The sequence below is a fragment of the Polaromonas sp. P1_F4 genome, assembly GCF_056405675.1.
The window spans coordinates 103,655-126,706 of record NZ_JBFUBP010000010.1; the positions used below are offsets into that span (position 1 = coordinate 103,655).

Genomic DNA, 23,052 nt, shown 5'->3' on the forward strand with positions numbered 1-23,052 from the left:
TCTTACACTGCACTCATGTCCAGATCCCTGCAGCCCAACCGACTCAACATGACCGCTTTCGCCCAGGATGGCGTGGCGCTTTCCGAGACTACTTTGCTACGAAATATGGAGCGCCTTGCGCACGAAGCGCAAGGGTTGCAGGCTGATTCAGCAGTGAAATGGCAGGCGGTCGGCGAGTTGCGCCCGCGCCCGGGTGTCGAAGACGACGTATGGCTGCATCTGACGGCTGAGGCTGTTGTTCCTTTAACCTGCCAGCGCTGCATGGGTGTGGTTGCCACACCTGTAGAGGTGGACCAGTGGTACCGCTTTGTGGCCAATGAAGACATTGCCATGGCCGAGGACGACCAGTCTGAAGAGGATTTGCTGGTGATGGAGCCCCAGTTCGATTTGCTCGCTGTGGTGGAAGATGAATTGCTGATGGCCCTGCCGCTGGTGCCCATGCACGAGGTGTGTCCTGTCGCGCCCAAACTGCAGGCGGGCGACCTTGGTGACAACGCAGATTCGGTGGGCGAGGGTAGTGAAAAACCCAATCCCTTTGCGGTTCTGGCGCAGCTTAAAGCAAAAAAGTAGTAATTTAGAATTACTTATTTCTCAGGTAAAGCTCCTGCATTTGTCGGCATTTCACCAGTCGCGGGTTAAGGTGATGAAATTTGTCTCGCATCGAGCTATAATCAAAGGCTTCGCGTACCAATGCGGTGAATACGGTTACATGGCGTTTAGACCGCCTTGGGCCGATATTCAGGTCCAGCTGTCTGAACTCGGATTTTGGTGCGTAATTTACCAACCTTACACCCCATCAGGAGCGGATCATGGCCGTCCAGCAGAACAAAAAGTCACCTTCGAAGCGCGGCATGCACCGCTCGCACAACGCACTCACCGTGCCAGGCATTGCCGTGGAATCCACCACCGGCGAAACCCACCTGCGCCACCACATCAGCCCTACCGGTTTTTACCGTGGCCGCAAGGTGCTGAAAACCAAATCCGAAGCGTAATTCCACGCTTTGAGCATGGGCCCGCACTCATCCTGCGGGCCTTTCTTTTGCCTGAATTCCACTCTCTCTTGACTGCACCGGTCGCCCCATGATCAGGATCGCTGTCGATGCCATGGGCGGCGATATCGGCCCAGCCGTCACGCTCCCGGCCAGCCTGGCTTTCCTGGATGGCCATCCGGATGCTGCTGTGGTGCTGGTCGGCCAGCCTGAAGTCCTCGCGGGGCACCCGTTGTACCCCCGCCTTCAAGCCCATCCGCGCTGCCAGATCGTTCCGGCCAGCGAGATCGTCACCATGGACGATCCCATCGAGATCGCCTTGCGGCGCAAGAAGAACTCCTCGATGCGGGTCGCGATGAACCAGGTCAAGGATGGTGTGGCCCAAGCGGCCGTATCGGCCGGCAATACCGGCGCCTTGATGGCCATTGCCCGCTACGTCCTCAAAACCCTGGAGGGCATAGACCGTCCGGCCATTGCTACCCAGCTGCCCAATGCCCTGGGCGGCGCCACCACGGTGCTGGACCTGGGTGCCAATGTCGACTGCACCGAAGATCACCTGCTGCAGTTTGCAGTGATGGGATCCGCCTTGGTGGCAGCCATCACCAGCAACCCCACGCCCAGTGTCGGTCTGCTCAATATTGGCGAAGAGGCGATAAAAGGTAGTGAAATTATAAAAAAAGCCGGCGAATTGTTGCGTTCTGCGTCTAATTCCGGTGATTTGAATTTTTACGGGAATGTCGAAGGTAACGATATTTTCAAGGGAACGACCGATATCGTCGTCTGTGACGGTTTTGTGGGCAACGTCGCGCTCAAGGCCAGCGAAGGTCTTGCAAGCATGATCGGCGGCTTCATAAAAGCTGAGTTTTCCCGCAATGTTTTGACAAAAATTGCGGCCATCATTGCTTATCCGGTGCTAACTGCGTTTAAAAATCGGGTTGACCACAGGCGGTACAACGGCGCCGCCCTGCTCGGTCTGCAAGGTTTGGTTTTCAAAAGCCACGGCTCAGCGGACGCCTTTGCTTTTGAGACGGCGCTGAATCGGGCTTATGATGCGGCTCGGAACAATTTGCTTGAGAGAGTGCGCGAACGCATAGCCCATGCGGCCCCCTTGCTGGTGGCAGCGCAGGCGGCGCCCCCTGCTGATGCGCCTGTCGACACCTCCTCAATGCCAGTTGACTCAGCAGTCTCAACACCGGCCACTTATTAATGACCCGTTACTCACGTATCACCGGCACCGGTAGTTATTTGCCGCCGCGCCGACTGACCAATGCCGAACTGGCCGCCGACCTGGCGACCCGGGGTGTGGAAACCTCCGATGAATGGATTGTGGAGCGCACCGGCATCCGGGCCCGCCACTTTGCCGCGTCCGACGTGACCAGCAGCGATCTGGGCGTGGAAGCCGCCAAAAAAGCCTTGCAAGCCGCGGGCTTGCAGGCTTCCGACATCGACCTCATCATCGTGGCGACGTCGACCCCGGACATGGTGTTTCCGTCCGCTGCCTGCATTTTGCAGAACAAACTGGGCATCGCTGGTTGCCCGGCCTTTGACGTGCAGGCCGTGTGCAGCGGATTCGTGTATGCATTGACCGTGGCCGACGCCATGATTCGCACCGGTTCGGCCAGCAAAGCACTGGTGATCGGTGCGGAAGTGTTCTCGCGCATCCTGGACTTTTCGGACCGCACCACCTGCGTGCTGTTCGGGGACGGCGCCGGCGCCGTGGTGCTGGAGGCCTCGGACACGCCGGGCATTCTTGCCAGCGACCTGCATGCCGACGGCAAGCATGTCGGCATCCTGTGTGTGCCGGGCAATGTCTCGGGTGGTCAGATCCTGGGCGACCCCTTGCTCAAGATGGATGGCCAAGCCGTGTTCAAGCTGGCTGTGGGCGTGCTCGAAAGCGCCGCGCGCGCTACGCTGGAAAAAGCCAACATGACCGATGCCGACATCGACTGGCTGATTCCCCACCAGGCCAACATCCGCATCATGCAAAGCACGGCCAAAAAACTGAAGATGCCGCTCGAGAAGCTGATTGTCACCGTCGACCAGCATGGAAACACCTCCGCGGCTTCTATCCCGCTCGCGCTGGATGTGGCCGTGCGCAGCGGCAAGATCCAAAAAGGCGACACCCTCATGCTCGAAGGCGTGGGCGGCGGCTTTACCTGGGGTGCGGTGCTTCTCAACTACTGAGTGGCTCCCACCCATCTGCCAGGCTTTCACAGACAGGTGGGCATTTGAACTTCAGACCTTCCGGTGCATGGGATCGCCTTGCAGCAGCCTTGCTGGTGCTGGCCTTTGCCCTGGCTGGGTGGAAAATCCTGCAGCGCTCGCCGGCCACCCCTTTTGCGGCATTGCCGTCCAGCCCTTCAGCTGATGCTGTCAAGTCCTTGCCTCGCGCCGGCTTGCCGGCACAGCAACTTTCGCCGGATGGCCGTTTTCGTTTTGACGCGCAATTTGTCTCATCTTCTCCCGGCCAGGCTGTGCATGCAGGTTCCCTCGTGGAGTTGCGCGATGGTCGCTTGCGCGCGGTCTGGTTTTCGGGCACGCGCGAAGGCGCGGGGGATGTCACCATCCAGACCGCGGTGATGGACCCCGCCAGTCTGCGCTGGAGTGCGGAAAGCACGCTGTTTAACCGTCAAACACTTCAGCAGGGCCTGTGGCGCTATGTCAAGAAGCTGGGCAATCCGGTGATCGCCCGCGCGGCCGATGGCTCACTCTGCCTGTGGATGGTCAACGTTTCATTGGGCGGATGGGCGGGCAGCTCCATCAGCTGGGCGCGTTCCACGGATGATGGCGCGACCTGGAGCGTGCCGCGCCGCCTGGTGACGTCGCCCTTCCTGAACATCAGTACGCTGGTCAAAGGAGCACCCGTGAGCTTTGAAAGCGGCGAGATCGGCTTGCCGGTGTACCACGAGTTCGTCACCAAATTCGGCGAAGTCCTGCGCATCAATGCTCTGGGCCAGGTCGTCGACAAAGTTCGCGTTCCCGGTAGTCGCACCGGTCTGCAGCCGGTTGTGCTGGTTTCGGGGCCAGAGAAGGCGCAGGTCTATATGCGCTCAGGCAATGCCACGGCGCTGATGGCTTCAAATACCACGGATGCCGGCAAGACCTGGTCGCGCGCGCATGCAAGCACCTGGCCCAATCCGGACTCCGCTGTGGCCGGCGTCGTGACGAACACCGGTACGCAATGGCTGGCCCTGAACCCGGCGCCCCGAAACCGCGAAATGCTGGCCTTGCTGCAAACGGCGGCGGGTGGCTCGTTTGATGGGCTAAGCCCATGGATCGTCGAATCGTCAGCCAACCCGCAGTCGCGCACGTCCCTCGTCGACTATGAGCGCCTGCTGACTCGGGAGCTCAAAGCCCGCGGCGCCAGTGACGGCGAAGCCCAGTCCTATGTAGCCAGTGCCCGGCGCCAGTTGTGCGGAGACCAGAGCTGCTCCCAGGAATTTTCTTATCCTTACTTGCTGCAAACCCGCGACGGCTACCTGCATCTCGTCTATACCTGGCATCGCACGCGCATCAAGCACGTGCGGCTGGATCCCCTGCAAACCCTCCAGGCCGCGCAAGCGGCGACCGGCCATGCTTCCTCCGGCAAATGATCTGATCGCCTTGCTCGGCATTGATCTGGTGCTCAGCGCCGGCTGCCTGCGGCTGCTGGGCTGGCGGCGTGGCGTCGCGCCGTGGGGCATGTTTGCTACTGCCGCGGTGTTTGTACTTCTGTGGTGCCCGGTGGGGCCGGCCCGTTTACCGCTCGTGGCCTATGTGCGCGGCATCAGTTCCGACCTGAGCATTTCTTTGGTGGCGCTCGCCTGCCTGGGCATGTATCAGCGCCTGTCGGGCGTCCGCTTGACAGATAACCGCGAGTGCATGCTGGTGAGTGTTGTCTTTGCTGTGGGCGCATTGTTTTTGTACCCGTTGGCCCTGGGCTGGGGTGACTGGGATGCCTACCGGCTCGGCTGGGGTTCGCCAGTTCTCTGGGCGGCGCTTCTGGCGCTGTCGCTGGCATGCTGGGCCGGGGGATTTCGTTTGCTGCCCGTGCTGGCCGCTCTGGCTTTACTGGCCTGGACTGCGGGGGCGCTGGAGTCCACCAATCTGTGGGACTACCTGATAGACCCCTGGCTGGCCGTTGCGGCAATTTATCAGTGCGTCAAATCGGCTGTCGGATGGGGGGTTGCACGGCTGCGTGGTGCGCACAATGGCGCTATGCCGTCGTCAGTCTGACAGGCTGTGCTTCAAAAAATGACCGTTCATCTTCTTAAAATGCATGCGGATGCTTTTCAGCAATCCAAGAATTCGACCCATGGAGTAATCATTTGAAATCGTTTGCTATTGTTTTTCCCGGCCAGGGTTCGCAGTCGGTCGGCATGCTGGACGCCTGGGGCGACCATCCGGTGGTTGCGCAGACGTTGGCCGAAGCCTCCGAGGCGCTGGGCGAGGATGTCGGCCGGCTGATCAAGGACGGCCCCAAGGAGGCGCTGGCGCTGACCACCAACACGCAGCCTGTCATGCTGGTCGCCGGTGTGGCGGCTTACCGTGCCTGGATGGCCGAAACCGGTACCGCGCCGGCCGCCGTCGCGGGTCACTCGCTGGGCGAATACTCTGCTCTGGTGGCCTCGAGTGTGCTGACACTCGCGCAAGCCGCGCCGTTGGTGCGCTTTCGTGCGCAGGCCATGCAGGACGCAGTACCGGTCGGCATAGGCGCGATGGCGGCCATTCTGGGCATGGACGCTTCCAAAGTGATTGAAGGCTGTGCCGAGGCCGCGCGCAGCTTCGGGACCCGCACCACCGAAGTGGTCGAAGCCGTCAATTTCAATGACCCGATGCAAACCGTCATCGCGGGCAGCAAGGCTGCGGTTGAAAAGGCCTGCGAAGTGCTCAAGGCCAACGGTGCCAAACGCGCCTTGCCCCTGCCGGTGTCAGCTCCCTTCCACTCCAGCCTGATGAAGCCCGCGGCCGAGAAGCTGCGCGAAAAGCTGGCCGCCGTTGATTTCGCGGCGCCGCAGATCCCCGTCATCAACAATATCGAGGTCGCCGTCGAGATCGACGCTGACCGCATTCGTGCGGCGCTGTACGGGCAGGCTTTCGGCCCCGTGCGTTGGGTGGAATGCGTGCAGGCCATCAAGGCACGCGGCCTCACGACGCTGGTCGAGTGCGGGCCTGGCAAGGTGCTCGCCGGCATGGCCAGAAGAATCGATCCCGAATTGACGGGTGTCCCCCTGTTTGATCCCGCCTCCCTGGCGGAAGTGAAGGAGTTACTGGCATGAGCGAAGTCAAGTTTGAAGGCCAGGTCGCACTGGTCACCGGCGCATCGCGCGGTATTGGCGCGGCCATTGCGCTGGAGCTGGCCCAGAAAGGCCTCAAAGTGATAGGCACGGCGACCAGCGATGAAGGCGCGGCCAAAATCGGCCAGGCCCTTGCGGCTTTCCCGGGTTGCGCCGGCAAAAACCTGAATGTGAACGATGTTACCGCCGCCGAAGCGCTGATCGACGCCATCGTCAAAGAGCACGGTGGCCTGCAGGTGCTGGTCAACAACGCGGGCATCACACGCGACATGCTGGCAATGCGGCTCAAGGATGACGACTGGGATGCGGTGCTGGACACCAATCTCAAGGCCGTGTTCCGCATGAGCCGCGCCGTGATGCGCACCATGATGAAGCAGCGCTACGGCCGCATCATCAGCATCACATCCGTCGTTGGTGCCTCGGGCAATGCGGGCCAATCCAATTACGCGGCAGCCAAGGCCGGCGTGGCCGGCATGACGCGCGCACTGGCGCGCGAGCTAGGCTCGCGTAACATCACCGTTAATTGCGTCGCGCCGGGCTTTATCGAGACCGACATGACCGCCGGCTTGCCGGAAGAGCAGCAAAAAGCACTTTTGGGGCAGATCCCGCTGGGCCATCTTGGCAAGCCGCAAGACATTGCGCACGCTGTGGCCTTTGTGGCGAGTCCGCAGGCGGCCTACATCACAGGCCAGGAGATTCACGTCAACGGCGGCATGTATATGTAGCTCTTGAGGCGTCAGCCCCGCAGTTTCATGAAAACGGCAGGCTGACAGTGGTAAAACACGGGAAATCGAAGCCGGTTTTTATCCGTCCGGCACGGTGCTTAGGGAAACGACTCTAACGCGGTAAAATCACGGATTAATTTACAACCCTCAGAGGGAACTATGAGCGATATCGAAGCACGTGTTAAGAAAATCATTGCCGAACAACTCGGCGTGGAAGAAGGCCAGGTCACCAGCGAAAAAGCCTTCGTGGCCGATCTGGGCGCTGACTCCCTTGACACCGTAGAACTGGTTATGGCTCTGGAAGACGAGTTCGGCATTGAGATTCCCGACGAAGACGCCGAGAAGATCACCACCGTCCAGAACGCGATTGACTACGCAAACACCCATCAAAAGGCTTGAGGCAAGGCTTTCGCCTGCCTCCGCCGTCATCAAGCCTGAAAAGTCATTCCAGGACTTTTCGGGTTTTTCTCAGGATTTCTGAATGAGCCGTCGTCGTGTCGTCGTGACAGGTCTGGGTTGTGTCAGCCCGGTAGGTAATACCGTGGCTGAATCCTGGGCCAATCTGATTGCCGGTGTGCCCGGAATCGATCTGATCACGCAGTTTGATGCAAGCAACTTTGCCTGCAAATTTGCCGGTGAGGTCAAAGGCTTCAATATCGCGGATTACATTCCCGAAAAAGAAGCGCGGCACATGGATCGCTTCATTCATCTGGGTCTGGCTGCAGCTTTCCAGGCGGTGGCCGACAGCGGCTTGCCGACAGGCGAGGCGCTCGACGGCGAACTGGCGACCCGCATTGGCTGCAATATAGGTTCGGGCATAGGCGGTTTGCCGATGATCGAGCAAATGCATTCCGAGCTGGTCAATCGCGGCCCGCGCCGGGTGTCTCCGTTCTTTGTACCTGCCTCGATCATCAACATGATTTCCGGGCATGTATCCATCAAATTCGGCTTTAAAGGCCCCAACGTCGCGGTCGTAACGGCCTGTACGACGGGACTTCATGCCATCGGCCTGTCGGCTCGCATGATTGAATATGGCGATTGCGACGTGATGGTGGCCGGTGGCGCTGAGTCCTGCGTCTCTCCGCTGGGCGTAGGCGGCTTTGCCGCAGCGCGTGCCCTGTCCACCCGCAACGAAGACCCTAAAACAGCGTCTCGCCCCTGGGACAAGGATCGTGATGGTTTTGTGCTGGGCGAAGGCGGCGGTGTGCTGGTTCTCGAAGAGTACGAGCATGCCAAAGCGCGCGGCGCCAGAATTTATGCTGAACTGACCGGGTTCGGCATGAGCGCAGACGCATATCACATGACAGCGCCCGATGTCGACGGACCGCGTCGCTCCATGGTCATGGCGTTGAAGAACGCAGGTGTCAATGCCGACGAAGTCCAGTACCTCAACGCGCATGGCACGTCCACGCCGTTGGGCGACTTGAACGAGACAAACGCCGTCAAGGCTGCGTTCGGCAGCCACGCTAAAAACATGGTGGTCAGCTCGACCAAATCCATGACGGGTCACCTTTTGGGCGGCGCCGGCGGCATTGAGTCGGTGTTTACGGTGCTTTCGCTGTATCACCAGAAAATTCCGCCGACCATCAATATCTTCAACCAGGACCCCGAGTGCGACCTGGACTACTGTGCCAATACCGCGCGTGACGCAAAAATCGAGGTTGCCGTCAAAAACAATTTCGGGTTCGGCGGCACCAACGGTACGCTGGTCTTCAAGCGCGCCTGATTTCCCGGCTCACGCACGTCCAACAGCCTGCCTTGAGCCTGCACAACGCCCCGCCGGTTGTTTATCCGCTGGGGCGTTCGCGTTTTCTTGGCACTCTTTTGTTGGGTTTATGGCTGTCCGGGCTGCTTTTAGCCATGCTCTGGTATTTCAACGGAAACCGTCAGCTGGATTGGCGCATTGGCCTGGCACTTACTGCCGCGTTGGGCGCTGGTGTGGCAGCACATATCGGTTGGCGAAACTCTCCGGCGGGCCATTTGGCATGGGATGGCGAAGTGTGGCGCTGGGAGAGCCCGGGTTACCAGGCGGGCGTTGCCGAATATGAGCTTTCAGTCCTTGCCGATTTTCAGCACTATTTACTGCTTAGGCTTGAAAATTCTGTTCACGCACGGCTGTGGCTTTGGGTGGAGCGCGGTGTCATGCCGGAGCGATGGCTGGACCTGCGCCGGGCGGTCTACTCGCCGCACAAGTCGTCTTCCACCTTATCGCCGCATGATTTTCTGCCTGCAGAACCCGTGCCGGCTGTGGCAGTATCGGGGTCTATGCGCCCAGTTGAAGTCACGTCACAAAACCCATGAGCGCTGACCTGCCTCCGCCGCAACTGGAAAAAGCAACCGACAGCGATGCCATGCTGGTGGAGCGCACCGTTGCTGGCGACCAGAAGGCATATGAGCTGCTGGTCATCAAATACCAGCGGCGCATCCAGCGCCTGATAGGCCGTATGGTGCGCGATGTGGACCTGGTGGAAGATATCGCCCAGGAGACGTTCATCCGCGCCTACAGGGCCCTGGCGCAGTTCAGGGGCGAGGCTCAGTTCTACACATGGCTTTACCGGATTGCGGTGAATACCGCCAAAAAGGCCCTGATGGACCTTAAACGGGATCCAACCGTCTCTGAAAACTCCTTTAAATCGGGCCAAAGCGATGAAAGCGATGAAACTTCCCCGCTTGAAAACGAACTAACAAGCTCGGAAACGCCGGAAGCCGTGCTGGCCACCAAGGAAATTGCGGAAATCATCAATGCTGCCATGGAAGCCTTGCCTGAGGAGCTTCGCCAGGCCATTACCCTGCGTGAAATAGAAGGGCTGAGCTACGAAGAGATTTCAGAGGCGATGGATTGCCCCATCGGTACAGTGCGGTCCCGGATTTTCAGGGCGCGCGAGGCAATTTCGCAGAAGGTGAAACCGTTGCTGGAAAACCAGAGCGGCAAGCGCTGGTGAAGCCGCAGCACCCAGGAGCCATCTATGAACCCACGAATCAGATCCTGTATTTTGAGCCTTTCAAAACGGCAGTTCCGCTGCCCACGAACATGATGAAACCGTCAATGCAAACCAGTGAACTCATGTCTGCTCTGGCCGATGGCCAATTGGACGGGGAAGAACTTGTGGCTGCGCTCGATGCCAGCCGGCACGACGATTCAGCGGTCGCCGCCTGGGACACCTATCACCTGATTGGCGATGCTTTGCGATCTCCTGCGCTTCGGACCAAAGGAGCGGACGTGGCCTTTTTGGCGCGCCTGAACCAGCGCCTTGCCCAGGAAACTCCGGCCGGTTCGAGTTTTCATCCTGCTGCTCCGGCTCTGGATGTTGTTCAGGTCCCCGTGCAAGCAATGTCCCAGCCGCATGGCGAAGCCGCCAATGACAGCGATTTCCGCTGGAAGCTGGTAGCAGGATTTGCCTCACTCGCCGCGGTGGCTGCCATTGCGTGGAATGCCTCTGGCTTGCTGGCACCTGGCTCGGCGCCGCAGCTTGCCCAGGCGCCACTGTCACAACAGGTGTTGGTTGCTTCGCCCCAAGGCCCAATGGTGCGGGATGCCCGGCTGGAGGAACTGCTGGCTGCGCACAAGCAGCTGGGGGGCACGTCGGCCCTGCAGGAGCCTTCGGGTTTCTTGCGCAATGCCACCTTTGAAACGCCGCAAAATGCAGGACGCTGAGCGGACGCTTGCTTGCTGCCGGGCTTTGGAAACTTCATGAAATTCAAGCTATTTCGCCTTCTAGCCCTTGCGGGATGTGCGCTGCCAGCTATGAATTTTGTAGCGGCACAGGTGCCGCCGCCGGCCCCTGCTGCGACGCTCGTGGAATCCCGCAACATCAACGATTGGCTGATGCGCATGCACGAGGCTTCCAAAAAGCGCTCGTACATTGGCACCTTTGTCGTCTCTTCCGGTGGCGCCATGTCCAGTGCGAAGATTTGGCATGTTTGCGAGGGCGACCAGCAAATGGAGCGGGTAGAAACGCTGACGGGGGCACCACGCTCGATTTTTCGCCATAACGACCAGGTGGTCACCTTCATGCCGGACCACAAGGTGGTTCGCAGTGAAAAGCGTGAGTCGCTGGGTATGTTCCCCCAGTTGCTGCAGTCAACCGATAACCGGATTGCCGACTATTACAAGGTCCGTCAGGAGGGTACCGAGCGCGTGGCGGGCGTCGAGGCCGATATCGTGCTGCTGGCGCCCAAAGACAATATGCGGTTTGGCTACCGTGTCTGGACAGAACAGAAGAAAGGCCTGGTCGTGAAGCTGCAGACGCTCGATACCGACGGCAAGGTCCTGGAACAGGCGGCATTTTCAGAATTGCAGCTCGATGCTCCGGTCAAAATGGACAAGCTCCTCCAGATGATGGGCAAGGTCGACGGTTACCGTGTGGAAAAGCCTGTTCTCACGAAGACCACGGCAAGCGCGGAAGGCTGGCTCCTGAAGGCGCCTGTGGCGGGCTTTAAACCCATGAGTTGCTACAAGCGACCGGCGACGGCACTGGCGCCTGCTGGCACTGCGGCCGGTGAAGAGCCCCTGCAGTGGATTTTTTCGGATGGTTTGGCATCGGTGTCGATTTTTGTAGAACCATTCGACCGCCAGCGCCACGGTCAGGAATCGAGCCTGTCGATGGGCGCCACCCAGACGATTACCCGGCAGCTCGACGCCTATTGGGTCACCGTGATGGGTGAAGTCCCCATGGGTACCTTGAAGCTTTTTGCGGGCGGGCTGGAGCGCAAGAAATAATATGCTCTGGTGTCCTGATACCTTTCTCGGGGCCCACGTGCAGCAACAGTTTTCTCCGGCGCCGGCCTTGGGTTGCCGCCGGGTGTGATTGCCGGATGACAACATTTATGACGAGGCTGATGATGCTTGAATTGAACTGGAAACCCCTGCGCTCCTGCCTGACGGCGGCCATCGTGGGAAGCACTGCGGTCCTGGCGGTGCTGCCGGTCGTGCCGGTCTGGGCGCAGAACCGCACATTGCCGGATTTCACGGACCTGGTGGAGCAGGTGGGTCCTTCGGTGGTCAATATCCGCACCCTGGAGAAAGTCAAGGCAGCGGCTTCCGGAAGTGCCGACGAACAGATGCTGGAATTCTTCAAGCGTTTTGGCATACCGATCCCCCCCAATATGCCCCGCGCACCCCGGCCGGACCGCAGCCCTCAGCCTGACGAAGATCAGCCACGCGGCGTCGGGTCGGGTTTCATCCTGACGGCCGACGGCTTTGTGATGACCAACGCGCATGTGGTCGAAGGCGCCGATGAAGTCATCGTCACGTTGACCGACAAGCGCGAATTCAAAGCCAAAATCATCGGTGCGGACAAGCGCAGTGACGTTGCCGTCGTCAAGATTGAGGCGACGGGGCTGCCCGCAGTGAAGATCGGCGACATCAACCGCCTCAAGGTCGGGGAATGGGTGATGGCCATCGGTTCGCCATTTGGCCTGGAAAACACCGTGACCGCAGGTATCGTGAGTGCCAAGCAGCGGGATACCGGCGACTACCTGCCGTTTATCCAGACCGACGTGGCCATCAACCCCGGCAACTCCGGCGGGCCCCTGATCAATATGCGCGGTGAGGTGGTTGGCATCAACAGCCAAATTTATTCGCGCTCCGGCGGCTTCCAGGGCATTTCCTTTTCCATTCCCATAGATGAGGCAGCGCGCGTGTCCGATCAGCTGCGCACGAGCGGCAAGGTCACGCGGGGCCGTATCGGTGTGCAGATCGACCAGGTCACCAAAGAGGTGGCGGAATCGATTGGCCTGGGCAAGGCCCAGGGTGCACTGGTCAGGGGTGTTGAGAGCGGCGCACCTGCAGAAAAAGCGGGCATTGAGGCTGGCGACATCATCATCAAGTTCGACGGCAAGCCGATTGAAAAATCCAGCGACTTGCCGCGCATGGTCGGCAACGTGAAGCCGGGTACCAAGGCCGTGGTGACTGTCTTCAGGCGCGGTGCGAGCAAGGACCTTTCGGTCACGATCGGTGAGGTCGAGGCCGAAAGACCCGCGCGCAAGGCTTCGGCTGGACCCGAACCCAAGCCTCCGGTGGCGGGGGCCGCACAAGCTTTAGGTCTGGCCGTCAGTGAAGTGCCCGACGCGCAGAAGAAAGAGCTGAAGATCAAGGGTGGCGTCAAGGTGGACACCGCTGAAGGGGTTGCTGCGCGGGCCGGCCTGAAAGAAGGCGACGTGATTGTGGCGATTGCCAACTCCGAAGTCACCAGCGTCAAGGAATTTGAAGCGGCCCTTGCCAAAATCGACAAGTCCAAGGCCATCAACGTATTGTTCCGCCGGGGCGAGTGGGCGCAATACGCATTGATCAGGCCTTCCCGCTGAAGGCGCTACCTAGGGGCGCTTTCCCGCGGCGGCGCGGCAAGGAGCGTGTGAAGCTGCCTTTAACCCCCATACCCTGCCGGGCTATGGGGGTTTTTGCCGCCTGACGCGGAATCTGGTGCTTCGCAAAAATATATTTTGCGAGGGACCAGACCTGATTTTTTGTTAGTGATTACTCACAATAAAGTGGTCCATGGACCATTTTCGGTAGAATATGAGCTCCCCTCTGCGCTATTTCGATATATCGGAATGGCTAAAGACCCGGTTTCTCTCTTTATTTTGAGTAATACCGAACGCTCCACAGATCACCCACAAGTTGTCCAGAGACAAGCAGTATAAAATTGTGAATAAGTTGTGTATAAGATCCATGTTGCTAGCCTGCAACGACAAAAATATGGCCATTTCGGGACTGTTCGGCTCCAGCTTTTTGCCTACAATGAAGTTCCAACTATCGCAGTTGCCATAGATTGTTGGTTCAGGGCGCGTCGCTACTCGACGCGCCCTTTTTTATGGCCCTCGCGAATTCCATCCAATCTCTTCGCAATACTTTCAAGTACTTAGGCGTTCTCGTTGATGAATCACATCAGAAATTTTTCGATCATTGCCCACATTGATCACGGCAAATCCACGCTGGCTGACCGTCTCATCCAGCGTTGCGGCGGTTTGCAGGACAGAGAGATGAGTGCGCAGGTTCTGGATTCGATGGATATTGAAAAAGAGCGTGGGATAACCATCAAGGCGCAGACCGCTGCGCTCAAATACAAGGCACTCAACGGCGAGGTCTACAACCTCAATCTGATCGACACGCCGGGCCACGTCGACTTCTCTTATGAAGTGAGCCGCTCGCTGTCCGCATGCGAGGGGGCGCTGCTGGTGGTGGACGCCAGCCAGGGTGTGGAAGCGCAGACCGTCGCCAACTGCTACACCGCGCTGGACCTCGGCGTGGAAGTCGTGCCGGTGCTCAACAAGATGGACTTGCCGCAAGCCGACCCTGATAACGCCAAGCAGGAAATCGAAGAAGTGATCGGCATCGACGCGACCGATGCGATTCCCTGTAGTGCCAAGACGGGCATGGGCATCGATGAAATCCTGGAGGCCGTCGTTGCCAGGATTCCGCCGCCCAAAGGTAATCCAGGCGGCCCGTTACGCGCCATGATCATTGACAGTTGGTACGACGCTTATGTGGGCGTCGTCATGCTGGTGCGTGTTGTGGACGGCCGGCTTGCCAAGGGTGACCGTATCAAGCTGATGGCCAGCGAGGCGATGTACAACGCCGAGCAATTAGGCGTCTTTACTCCGCATACCGAGCCTCGCCAGGCGCTCGAATCCGGCGAGGTGGGTTTTGTCATCGCTGGGATCAAGGAGCTCCAGGCGGCGCGGGTCGGCGACACCGTGACCCTGATCAAGCCCGGGACAGGCGGCGCAGCCTTTACTGCCACCGAGGCCTTGCCCGGCTTCAAGGAAATCCAGCCTGCGGTGTTTGCCGGCCTGTATCCCTCAGAGGCCAGTGAATACGAATCCCTGCGCGACGCACTGGAAAAACTCAAGCTCAATGATGCGTCGCTGCACTATGAGCCGGAAGTCAGCGAGGCGCTGGGTTTTGGGTTTCGCTGCGGGTTCCTGGGGCTGCTGCACATGGAGATCGTCCAGGAGCGGCTCGAGCGGGAATTCGACCAGGATCTGATCACGACGGCCCCCAGTGTGGTCTATGAAGTTCTCCAATCCGACGGAACCCTCCTCAAGGTTGAAAATCCCTCCAAAATTCCCGACGGTGGAAAGGTTAACGAGATCCGCGAGCCCATCGTGACCGTGCACTTGTATATGCCGCAGGACTACGTGGGCGCCGTGATGACGCTGGCCAACCAGAAGCGTGGCGTCCAGCTGAACATGGCTTACCACGGCAAGCAGGTCATGCTGACCTATGAAATGCCGCTGGGCGAGATCGTGCTGGACTTCTTCGACAAGCTTAAGTCCGTCTCCCGCGGCTATGCGTCGATGGACTACGAATTCAAGGAGTTCCGGGCATCCGATGTGGTGAAGGTGGACATCCTGCTGAATGGCGAGAAGGTCGATGCGCTGTCCATCATCGTCCACCGCAGCCAGTCAGCCTACCGCGGCCGGGCGGTGGTGGCCAAAATGCGCGAGATCATCTCCCGGCAGCAATTCGATGTGGCCATCCAGGCGGCGATCGGGGCCAACATTATTGCGCGTGAGACAATCAAGGCGCTGCGCAAAAACGTGATCGCCAAGTGCTACGGAGGCGATATTTCACGCAAACGCAAGCTCCTTGAAAAACAAAAAGCGGGTAAAAAACGCATGAAACAAATCGGTTCCGTTGAAGTCCCCCAGGAAGCCTTCCTGGCCATTTTGCAGGTGGAAGATTGATGCGCGGCGCAATGAGCACGATCACGGCCGTGGTGCTGGCCGCCTTTGTGGGTTATGGCGCTGCCTGGTACTTCGGCGTCGTGGACGGAAACTTTTCCCTGCTGCTGTTTCTGGCGTCGGTGGTCACCGGGATTTACTGGCTGGCCGAGCGGTTTTACTTTTTGCCGCAGCGCTACCGTGCGGCGGCGGCATTCGAGGAAAGTGCTGCCAGGCGGCAGGCTGAACTCGCCGGCAAAGGCATCAGCCAGGTCGACAACCATGTTGACGAAGCCAGAACCCGCCTCATCATGCAGCCCTGGTGGCTGGACTGGACCGCCGGCCTTTTCCCGGTGATCGTGGTGGTTTTCCTGTTGCGCTCCTTCCTGTTTGAGCCCTTCAAGATTCCTTCCGGCTCCATGATCCCGACGCTGCTCGTCAACGACCTGATCTTGGTCAACAAATTCCATTACGGCGTTCGCCTGCCGGTGCTCAATATCAAGGTACTGGACAACAACACCCCGCAGCGCGGGGATGTGATGGTGTTTCGCTATCCCCCAAAACCGAGCCTGGATTACATCAAGCGGGTGGTGGGTGTGCCCGGGGATGAGGTGGCCTACCTGAACAAGAAGCTGACCATTAACGGCAAGCCTCTGGTCAAGACGCCTTTGCCCGACTTTTTTGACGAAGATATTTTGCGTTACGCCAAACAGTTCGAAGAGGTCAATGGGACAAAGAAATACCGCTTGCTGAATGACGACTCCCGGCGGGCGGGCCTCGATGAGCGGGAGGTCATGGACTTTCCTTTCAAGGAAAATTGCCGTTACAGTAGCGAGGGCGTTGTCTGCAAGGTGCCTGAGGGGCAGTATTTCATGATGGGCGATAACCGCGATAATTCGCTGGACTCCCGCTATTGGGGGTTTGTTCCCGATAAAAACATTGTCGGCAAGGCCTTTTTTGTCTGGATGAATTTCGGCAACCTCAAGCGTATCGGTTCTTTCGAATAGCCCCCTTTTTGGCACACTTTGGTGTACCAAGAGGCAATGCGACAGAACTTCCTAGTCAAAGCAGGAGAAAAAATGAAACATCGTCAACGTGGAATTTCCTTTATTGGCATTCTGTTTGTAGGCGTCGTTCTGGTGTGTAGCGGTATTCTGGCCGCCCAGGTTCTTCCGACGCTGGTGGAGTACCAGGCCATTCTTAAAGCTGCGGGCAAAGCCAGGGAGGGCAGCACTGTCGGCGAAGCCAAGTCAATATTTGACAAGGCCGCCCAGATTGACGATATCAAGTCGATTACCGGTAAGGACTTGGAAGTGACCAAGGAGGGCGACAAAACCGTGGTGGCTTTCGCCTATAACAAGGAAATTCACATGGTTGGCCCAGCTTATCTGCTGCTCAAGTACAACGGCCGTGCCAAGTAAGTGCGAGCGAGTGCTACCTCAAGTCCTGGTCTGCTGGCACTGCAAAAGCGCCTGCAGCATGATTTTTCCGACCCAAGGCTGCTCCAGCAGGCGCTGACGCACCGCAGCTTCTCGACCGACCATAATGAGCGTATCGAATTTCTGGGCGATTCCGTCCTGAACCTGGCTGTCGCGGGGCTGCTCTTCGAGCAACTGAGTACCCTGCCTGAGGGCGACCTTTCGCGCGTACGGGCCAACCTGGTCAAGCAGGACACCCTGCATAAACTTGCCGTCGTGCTTGGCTTGCCGGACCTGGTACGGCTGGGTGAAGGTGAGGCGAAATCCGGCGGGCAGAAACGGCCCTCCATCCTCGCTGACGCGCTGGAAGCTGTGATAGGCGCCGTTTACCTGGACGCCGGCTTTGAGGCGGCCAACCTGCTGGTGCACCGGCTGTTCAAGGACGTGGAAATCAACCCCCAGATGCAGGCCATCGGCAAAGATCCGAAAACCGAATTGCAGGAGTGGCTGCAGGGGCGCAAAATGAACCTGCCGATTTACCGCGTGGTGGGCACCATGGGTGCGGCCCACAAGCAGACCTTCGATGTGGAATGCGAGATCACCGAGTATGGCCGGGCCGAGCGCGGGATCGGCGGCTCCCGCCGGGCCGGCGAACAAGCCGCCGCCGCCGCCATGCTGATGTTTGTCAAGACACTGGATTCCTGACTCCTCGCCGGCAGCCGCCCGAAGGCCGCAGGCCAACACACCAAGATTATGAGTACAGGTAAAAAAGAACCGAAAACCCCGGTAGCTGCTGCGGCGACTCCCTCTGCAGTCGCGCCGAAAAAGCGTCAAGCCAAAGCCCCGGAAGCCGTGCAGCCGCCCGATGCGCTGGAAGCCATGCTGGCGCAGGCGCTGTCCTCGCGCGGCGCGGCCGTGCCCACTGGCACTGGCACACCTCCCGCCGGCGAGCAGCGTTGCGGCCTGATCGCCATTGTCGGCAAGCCCAACGTGGGCAAGTCCACCCTGCTCAATGCCCTGGTGGGGCAAAAGATCAGCATCACCTCACGCAAGGCCCAGACCACGCGCCACCGCATCACCGGCATGCGCACGGTCAAGGGGACGCAGTATGTCTTCGTGGACACGCCGGGCTTTCAGACCCGGCACGGCAACGCGCTGAACCGTTCACTGAACCGCACCGTGGTCGGTGCCGTCAACGATGTGGACCTCATTGTCTTTGTGGTGGAAGCCGGCCAGTTCAACCAGGCCGACGCCAAGGTTCTGGCCCTGCTGCCCGAAAAGACACCCGCAATTTTGTTGGCTAACAAGTTCGATTTGATTCACCGCCGTGCCGAAATCGCGCCTTGGCTCAAGGAAATGCAGGAGCGGCACAATTTCGCCGAGTTCGTGCCCATGTCGGCCAACAATGCCAAGGACATCGAGCGCCTGTTCGGCATCTGCGAAAAATACCTGCCGGTGCAGCCCTGGATGTACGGTGCCGACGAATTGACCGACCGCAGCGATCGCTTCATGGCGGCCGAAATCATCCGCGAAAAGCTGTTCCGCCTGACGGGCGACGAGCTTCCCTATACCTCCACCGTCATCATTGACCAGTATGAAGAAGAGGGTGCCCTGCGCAAGATTGCCGCCACCATCGTGGTGGAGCGCGACGGGCACAAAGGCATGATCATTGGCGAGAAGGGCGAAAAGCTCAAACGCATCGGCACTGAAGCCCGGCATGAGCTTGAAACCCTCACTGGCGGCAAGGTGTTCCTGGAGATCTGGGTCAAGGTGCGCTCGGGTTGGGCGGACGATGAGGCAAGGGTCAAGACCTTCGGGTATGAATGAGGCCCCCACGGTCGCTCACTTCGTGTAGCTCCCGAGGCCTTGCAGGCCGCGGCTCGCGAGACGCTTCGCCTCTGTCGCCCGTCCAAGCCTGCGCAGGCAGGCTCGGAGCCGCGGGCTCCAGCCCCTTGGGGGCCGCTCGCCTGCGGCCTGGCAAAGCCAGTTCCGCGGCTCATGCTGGTCTGCCTTCTTTAAACCGTTTGAATCCCTGAACATGGCCACCAAGCGTATAGGTGACGAGCCCGCCTACGTCCTGCACCGCTACGACTGGAGTGAATCCAGTCTGATCCTGGAAGTGTTCACCCGCAAATATGGCCGGGTGGCTCTGGTGGCGCGGGGGGCCAAAAAGCCGAGTTCCAGTTTCCGGCCGATCTTGTTGCCGCTGCAGCCGCTGCACATCGCCTTCGGCGGTGACGCAGAAATCCGTACCCTCAAAAGCGCCGAATGGCAGGGTGGCCATGTCATGCCCACTGGCGATGCCTTGCTGTCGGGTTATTACCTCAACGAGCTGCTCATGCGCCTGATGGCGCGTGACGACCCGCATCCCGTGCTGTTTGACGCCTACGCCGCCACGGTGCAATTGATCGCTGCACAAAGTGCCGAAACCCTGCAGCTGGCGCTGCGCGCATTCGAGTTGCGGCTGCTGCGCGACATCGGTCTTTTACCCCTGCTGGACGCCGAAACCGCCACGCTGGCGCCGCTGGTCCCGGGCGCCCGCTATGTACTTGTACCCGAGGCCGGGCTACGGCAGGCGCATGACGACGACCGCGTCAGCCTGCCCGGCGGGCAATGGCAGGCGCTGCAGCAGGCGCTGGGCGACGAGGCCCTGTTTTCCGACACCGTACGGGCCTGTATCCCCGGTTTTAATGAGCTCAAAACCCAGTTGCGCAGCCTGCTGCACTACCATTGTGGCGTCAAGGTCCTGAAAACCCGGCAGATGATGATGGACCTGCAAGCTTTCTAACGAGCAACCGCCATGAAACTTCTTTCACCCGCTCCCCTCGTGTCCCACACCTACGACAAGACCGCACTGTCGGTCAATGTCAACAAGGTCGCCTTGCTGCGCAACTCCCGCCACCTGGATATCCCCAGCGTGCGCCGCGCCGCCGAGCTTTGCCTGGAGGCTGGGGCCCAGGGCATCACGGTGCACCCGCGGCCCGACGAGCGCCATATTCGCCCTGACGACGTCTTTGAACTCGCTGCGCTGATGAAAGACTGGCCCGACCGCGAATTCAACATCGAAGGCAACCCGTTCCAGAACCTGATGGGCTTTGTGCACGACCTGGCCGCCCGGGGCCTGCCGCTGCATCAGTGCACCTTTGTGCCGGACAGCGAGGACCAGTTCACCAGCGACCACGGCTGGAATTTCCCCGAAGATGCTGAGCGCCTGCTGCCCCTGATAGAACAGGTGCATGACCGCCGTGTGCGGGTCAGTCTGTTCATGGACCCGATTCCCGAAGCCATGGCAGCGGCCAAGGCCGTGGGCGCCGACCGGGTGGAGTTTTATACCGAAACCTACGCCCGCGCCTGGGCAACCCCTGAAAAGGCCGAAGTCCTCGCACGCTTTACCCGTGCGGGCCAGGCCGCTGCCGCAGCCGGCCTGGGCATCAACGCCGGCCACGACCTGAACTGCGACAACCTCACGGAGTTTGTGCGGGAAGTACCCAACGTGCTGGAGGTGTCGATAGGCCACGCTTTTGTTGCCGACGCGCTCGAGCTGGGTTACGCCGCGACCACCAGGCGTTACCTGCATTGCATCTCCCAGGCGTTTGCCCCCGCATGATTGGAGCCCCCACGGTCGCCCACTGCGTGCAGCCTGCGGCATCTCCCTGCCCCTTTCATCACGAAAGGGGCCGCCCGCCTGTGGCCCGGCAAAGCCGGTTCCACGGCTCATGCTGGCTTTTTGCGTGTCACTTTGCGGCGACTGGGTGCTAGATGATTTACGGTATTGGAACTGACATCTGCGACGTGCGCCGCATCCGCGCCAGCCTTGAGAGGCATGGCGAACGTTTTGCCCGCAGGATCCTGAGCGACGGTGAACTCGCCACCTGGAAACACCGCAGCGCGCGCTGGCCCGACCGCGGCGTCAGCTACCTTGCCACCCGGTTTTCGGCCAAAGAAGCTTTCAGCAAGGCGATCGGCACCGGCATGCGCATGCCCATGACATGGCGCAGCTGCGAAATCGCCAAGGCGCCCAGCGGCAAACCCGAGATCGTGCTGCACGGCACGCTCAAGGCCTGGTTTGAAGCCCGCCAACTCACCGCCCATGTGTCCGTCACCGATGAAACCGATTACGCCGCCAGTTTTGTGGTTGTAGAGAAAAACAGCCTCTAGCGCCCGCCAGCCGTGCGCCACCAGCTATCAATTTAATAGTAATTCATTCCTGAGTTTCAATCCCATGACCCAGCACGCCCCCCTCATCATCGACATCGCCGGCCTTACGCTGACCAAAGCCGACCGCCGGCGCCTCAAGGACCCATTGACCGGCGGGATCATCCTGTTTGGCCGCAACTGGCAAGACCGCCGGCAACTGAGCGCGCTCTGTGCTGAGATCAAGAGCATCCGGCCGGACTTGCTGATTTGCGTGGACCACGAAGGCGGCCGCGTGCAACGCTTCAGGACGGATGGTTTTACCCACCTGCCGCCCATGCGCGCGCTGGGCTCGCTGTGGATGAAGGACCAGCTTGCGGCCACCAACGCCGCCACCGCCTGTGGCTACGTGCTGGGCGCCGAGTTGCGCGCTTGCGGCGTTGATTTCAGTTTCACGCCGGTGCTGGATCTCGATTGGGGTGAAAGCGGCGTCATCGGCGACCGCGCCTTTGGACGCGACCCGCGCGTCGTCACGCTGCTGGCCAAAAGCCTGATGCACGGCTTGCTGCAAGCTGGCGTCGCCAATTGCGGCAAGCACTTCCCCGGCCATGGGTTCGTCAAGGCTGACTCACACACCGACATCCCGGTCGACAAACGCAGCCTGAAGGCCCTCCTGGCCGACGACGCCGCGCCTTATGAATGGTTGAACACCACGCTCACCAGCGTGATGCCGGCGCATGTGATCTACCCCAAGGTGGACGCCCGGCCGGCAGGTTTTTCGGAAAAATGGCTTACTTACATCCTGCGCGGCCAGCTGGGTTTTGGCGGCGCGATTTTCAGCGACGACCTGAGCATGGCTGGCGCCCGGCTCATCGACGGCAAGGAAGTCAGCTACACCGAGGCTGCCATCACTGCGCTGAACGCCGGCTGCGACATGGTCCTGCTGTGCAACCAGTCGGTAGGGGAGGGCAAGCCGGTGGACGAACTGCTGGACGGTATGGCCGAGGCGCTGCTCAAGGGTCGGTGGGAAGCGCTGGAGTCCAGCGAGCTGCGCCGGCTGGACCTGCTGCCCGCAACGCCTGCCCACGAATGGGATGAGCTGATGCTGCACCCTGCCTATATGCACGCGATGGGACTGATTCCCTGAGAGTGCGTTGAGGCGGCTCCAGGTTGCTATTAAATATATAGCTGCTTGCGCCCGTTTGCATTGGCTTTCAGGCCTATTTTTCATAAATATGGCCCCACTGCAGGTCCGTACGAATCGAACCTGACGGAGCCGTCATCTTCAGGCTGAAGGCCACTCCAGCCGGCCCACCGCATCCATGTGCGTCAGGTACACCCGCAGGTCAAATTCATACTGGTGGTAGTGCGGCTCCATATGGGTACAGAGCTGGTAGAAAGCCTTGTCGTGCGCTTTTTCCTTCATGTGGGCCAGTTCGTGCACCGCAATCATCCGCAAAAACTCTTCGGGCACTTCCCTGAACAGCGTGGCCACGCGGATTTCGCGCTTGGCCTTGAGCTTGCTGCCCTGAACCCTGGAGACGGTGGTGTGCGTGCCCAGCGCATGGGCAATCACGTGCAGCTTGCTGTCAAACGCGACTTTGGAGAGCGGTTCCGAGCTGCGCAAAAACTCGCTTTTGAGCCCCATCACGTAGTCGTACAGGGCCTTGTCCGTCCGCACGCCATGGGCGAGGGGGTATTTGGCAAGCAGCATCGCACCCAACCGGCCTTGTGCCAGCAGCTGCCGCACCTGCGTCTGAAGACTGTCGGGGTAGCCGAGAAGGTATTTGAGTGGCATATGGTTCACCCCCGTCCAGACTCACTGCGTGTAGCCTGTTCCCCCCTC

At 59.8% G+C, this 23,052-nt stretch carries 25 protein-coding genes; 24 read left to right on the plus strand and 1 reads right to left on the minus strand.

What is annotated here, in order from left to right:
- Positions 1 to 15 precede the first annotated feature (15 nt).
- The 24 genes from AC1DYQ_RS18750 (at position 16) to nagZ (ending at position 22,353) form a co-directional block, all read left to right on the plus strand.
- Positions 16 to 570 carry a YceD family protein gene (locus AC1DYQ_RS18750; protein ID WP_477688051.1) on the plus strand — a complete coding sequence of 185 codons (555 nt, stop codon included), beginning with the start codon at positions 16 to 18 and terminating at the stop codon, positions 568 to 570.
- Positions 571 to 809: 239 nt separating this feature from the next.
- Positions 810 to 992 (plus strand): 50S ribosomal protein L32, encoded by a 183-nt coding sequence (rpmF, locus tag AC1DYQ_RS18755; RefSeq protein WP_007873878.1) that lies wholly within the window; start codon positions 810 to 812, stop codon positions 990 to 992.
- An 88-nt stretch (positions 993 to 1,080) separates the two neighbouring features.
- On the plus strand, positions 1,081 to 2,196 hold the full coding sequence (gene plsX / locus AC1DYQ_RS18760) for a phosphate acyltransferase PlsX (protein WP_477671314.1): 1,116 nt from the start codon (positions 1,081 to 1,083) through the stop codon (positions 2,194 to 2,196).
- Entirely contained in the window at positions 2,196 to 3,173 is a 978-nt protein-coding gene (locus tag AC1DYQ_RS18765) for a beta-ketoacyl-ACP synthase III (protein ID WP_477688052.1), read from the plus strand. Before plsX ends, AC1DYQ_RS18765 begins: the two co-directional genes overlap by 1 nt.
- A gap of 44 nt (positions 3,174 to 3,217) precedes the next feature.
- Positions 3,218 to 4,582 (plus strand): sialidase family protein, encoded by a 1,365-nt coding sequence (locus AC1DYQ_RS18770; RefSeq protein ID WP_477688053.1) that lies wholly within the window; start codon positions 3,218 to 3,220, stop codon positions 4,580 to 4,582.
- Positions 4,563 to 5,204, plus strand: coding sequence for a hypothetical protein (locus AC1DYQ_RS18775; RefSeq protein WP_477688054.1), 642 nt, complete (start codon positions 4,563 to 4,565; stop codon positions 5,202 to 5,204). The genes AC1DYQ_RS18770 and AC1DYQ_RS18775 overlap by 20 nt, the downstream gene beginning before the upstream one ends.
- 92 nt (positions 5,205 to 5,296) lie before the next feature.
- Positions 5,297 to 6,247, plus strand: a complete 951-nt coding sequence (fabD, locus tag AC1DYQ_RS18780) for an ACP S-malonyltransferase (RefSeq protein ID WP_477688055.1) — start codon at positions 5,297 to 5,299, stop codon at positions 6,245 to 6,247.
- Entirely contained in the window at positions 6,244 to 6,990 is a 747-nt protein-coding gene (gene fabG, locus AC1DYQ_RS18785) for a 3-oxoacyl-ACP reductase FabG (RefSeq protein WP_457279385.1), read from the plus strand. Before fabD ends, fabG begins: the two co-directional genes overlap by 4 nt.
- 159 nt (positions 6,991 to 7,149) lie before the next feature.
- Positions 7,150 to 7,389, plus strand: coding sequence for an acyl carrier protein (gene acpP, locus AC1DYQ_RS18790; protein WP_011484542.1), 240 nt, complete (start codon positions 7,150 to 7,152; stop codon positions 7,387 to 7,389).
- 82 nt (positions 7,390 to 7,471) lie between these two features.
- Positions 7,472 to 8,716 (plus strand): beta-ketoacyl-ACP synthase II, encoded by a 1,245-nt coding sequence (fabF, locus tag AC1DYQ_RS18795; protein WP_457279384.1) that lies wholly within the window; start codon positions 7,472 to 7,474, stop codon positions 8,714 to 8,716.
- 32 nt (positions 8,717 to 8,748) lie between these two features.
- Positions 8,749 to 9,291, plus strand: a complete 543-nt coding sequence (locus tag AC1DYQ_RS18800; RefSeq protein WP_477688056.1) for a hypothetical protein — start codon at positions 8,749 to 8,751, stop codon at positions 9,289 to 9,291.
- Complete coding sequence (gene rpoE / locus AC1DYQ_RS18805; protein WP_457279382.1) at positions 9,288 to 9,932, plus strand: RNA polymerase sigma factor RpoE; 645 nt, start codon at positions 9,288 to 9,290, stop codon at positions 9,930 to 9,932. Before AC1DYQ_RS18800 ends, rpoE begins: the two co-directional genes overlap by 4 nt.
- 104 nt (positions 9,933 to 10,036) lie before the next feature.
- Entirely contained in the window at positions 10,037 to 10,645 is a 609-nt protein-coding gene (locus tag AC1DYQ_RS18810) for a sigma-E factor negative regulatory protein (RefSeq protein ID WP_477688057.1), read from the plus strand.
- 36 nt (positions 10,646 to 10,681) lie between these two features.
- Complete coding sequence (locus tag AC1DYQ_RS18815; protein WP_477688058.1) at positions 10,682 to 11,710, plus strand: MucB/RseB C-terminal domain-containing protein; 1,029 nt, start codon at positions 10,682 to 10,684, stop codon at positions 11,708 to 11,710.
- A gap of 122 nt (positions 11,711 to 11,832) precedes the next feature.
- On the plus strand, positions 11,833 to 13,296 hold the full coding sequence (locus AC1DYQ_RS18820; protein WP_477688059.1) for a DegQ family serine endoprotease: 1,464 nt from the start codon (positions 11,833 to 11,835) through the stop codon (positions 13,294 to 13,296).
- Between the two features lie 570 nt (positions 13,297 to 13,866).
- Positions 13,867 to 15,678: a translation elongation factor 4 gene (gene lepA, locus AC1DYQ_RS18825; protein WP_477671322.1), complete on the plus strand. Its 1,812-nt coding sequence runs from the start codon at positions 13,867 to 13,869 to the stop codon at positions 15,676 to 15,678.
- Between the two features lie 11 nt (positions 15,679 to 15,689).
- The gene (gene lepB / locus AC1DYQ_RS18830; RefSeq protein WP_457279377.1) at positions 15,690 to 16,661 is read left to right on the plus strand and encodes a signal peptidase I; all 972 of its coding nucleotides are present in this window, start codon (positions 15,690 to 15,692) and stop codon (positions 16,659 to 16,661) included.
- A gap of 72 nt (positions 16,662 to 16,733) precedes the next feature.
- Positions 16,734 to 17,075, plus strand: a complete 342-nt coding sequence (locus tag AC1DYQ_RS18835) for a DUF4845 domain-containing protein (RefSeq protein WP_477688060.1) — start codon at positions 16,734 to 16,736, stop codon at positions 17,073 to 17,075.
- The gene (gene rnc, locus AC1DYQ_RS18840) at positions 17,076 to 17,777 is read left to right on the plus strand and encodes a ribonuclease III (protein WP_477688061.1); all 702 of its coding nucleotides are present in this window, start codon (positions 17,076 to 17,078) and stop codon (positions 17,775 to 17,777) included.
- Positions 17,778 to 17,951: 174 nt separating this feature from the next.
- Positions 17,952 to 18,899 (plus strand): GTPase Era, encoded by a 948-nt coding sequence (gene era, locus AC1DYQ_RS18845; protein WP_477688115.1) that lies wholly within the window; start codon positions 17,952 to 17,954, stop codon positions 18,897 to 18,899.
- A gap of 211 nt (positions 18,900 to 19,110) precedes the next feature.
- Positions 19,111 to 19,860, plus strand: coding sequence for a DNA repair protein RecO (gene recO / locus AC1DYQ_RS18850; protein WP_477688062.1), 750 nt, complete (start codon positions 19,111 to 19,113; stop codon positions 19,858 to 19,860).
- 12 nt (positions 19,861 to 19,872) lie between these two features.
- Positions 19,873 to 20,679 (plus strand): pyridoxine 5'-phosphate synthase, encoded by an 807-nt coding sequence (locus AC1DYQ_RS18855; protein ID WP_477688063.1) that lies wholly within the window; start codon positions 19,873 to 19,875, stop codon positions 20,677 to 20,679.
- A 152-nt stretch (positions 20,680 to 20,831) separates the two neighbouring features.
- Complete coding sequence (gene acpS, locus AC1DYQ_RS18860; protein ID WP_477688064.1) at positions 20,832 to 21,230, plus strand: holo-ACP synthase; 399 nt, start codon at positions 20,832 to 20,834, stop codon at positions 21,228 to 21,230.
- Between the two features lie 64 nt (positions 21,231 to 21,294).
- Positions 21,295 to 22,353 carry a beta-N-acetylhexosaminidase gene (gene nagZ, locus AC1DYQ_RS18865; RefSeq protein WP_477688065.1) on the plus strand — a complete coding sequence of 353 codons (1,059 nt, stop codon included), beginning with the start codon at positions 21,295 to 21,297 and terminating at the stop codon, positions 22,351 to 22,353.
- 138 nt (positions 22,354 to 22,491) lie between these two features.
- Here the strand turns inward: nagZ and AC1DYQ_RS18870 are convergent, their stop codons facing one another.
- The gene (locus AC1DYQ_RS18870) at positions 22,492 to 23,004 is read right to left on the minus strand and encodes a YgjP-like metallopeptidase domain-containing protein (RefSeq protein WP_477688066.1); all 513 of its coding nucleotides are present in this window, start codon (positions 23,002 to 23,004) and stop codon (positions 22,492 to 22,494) included.
- Positions 23,005 to 23,052: the final 48 nt, after the last annotated feature.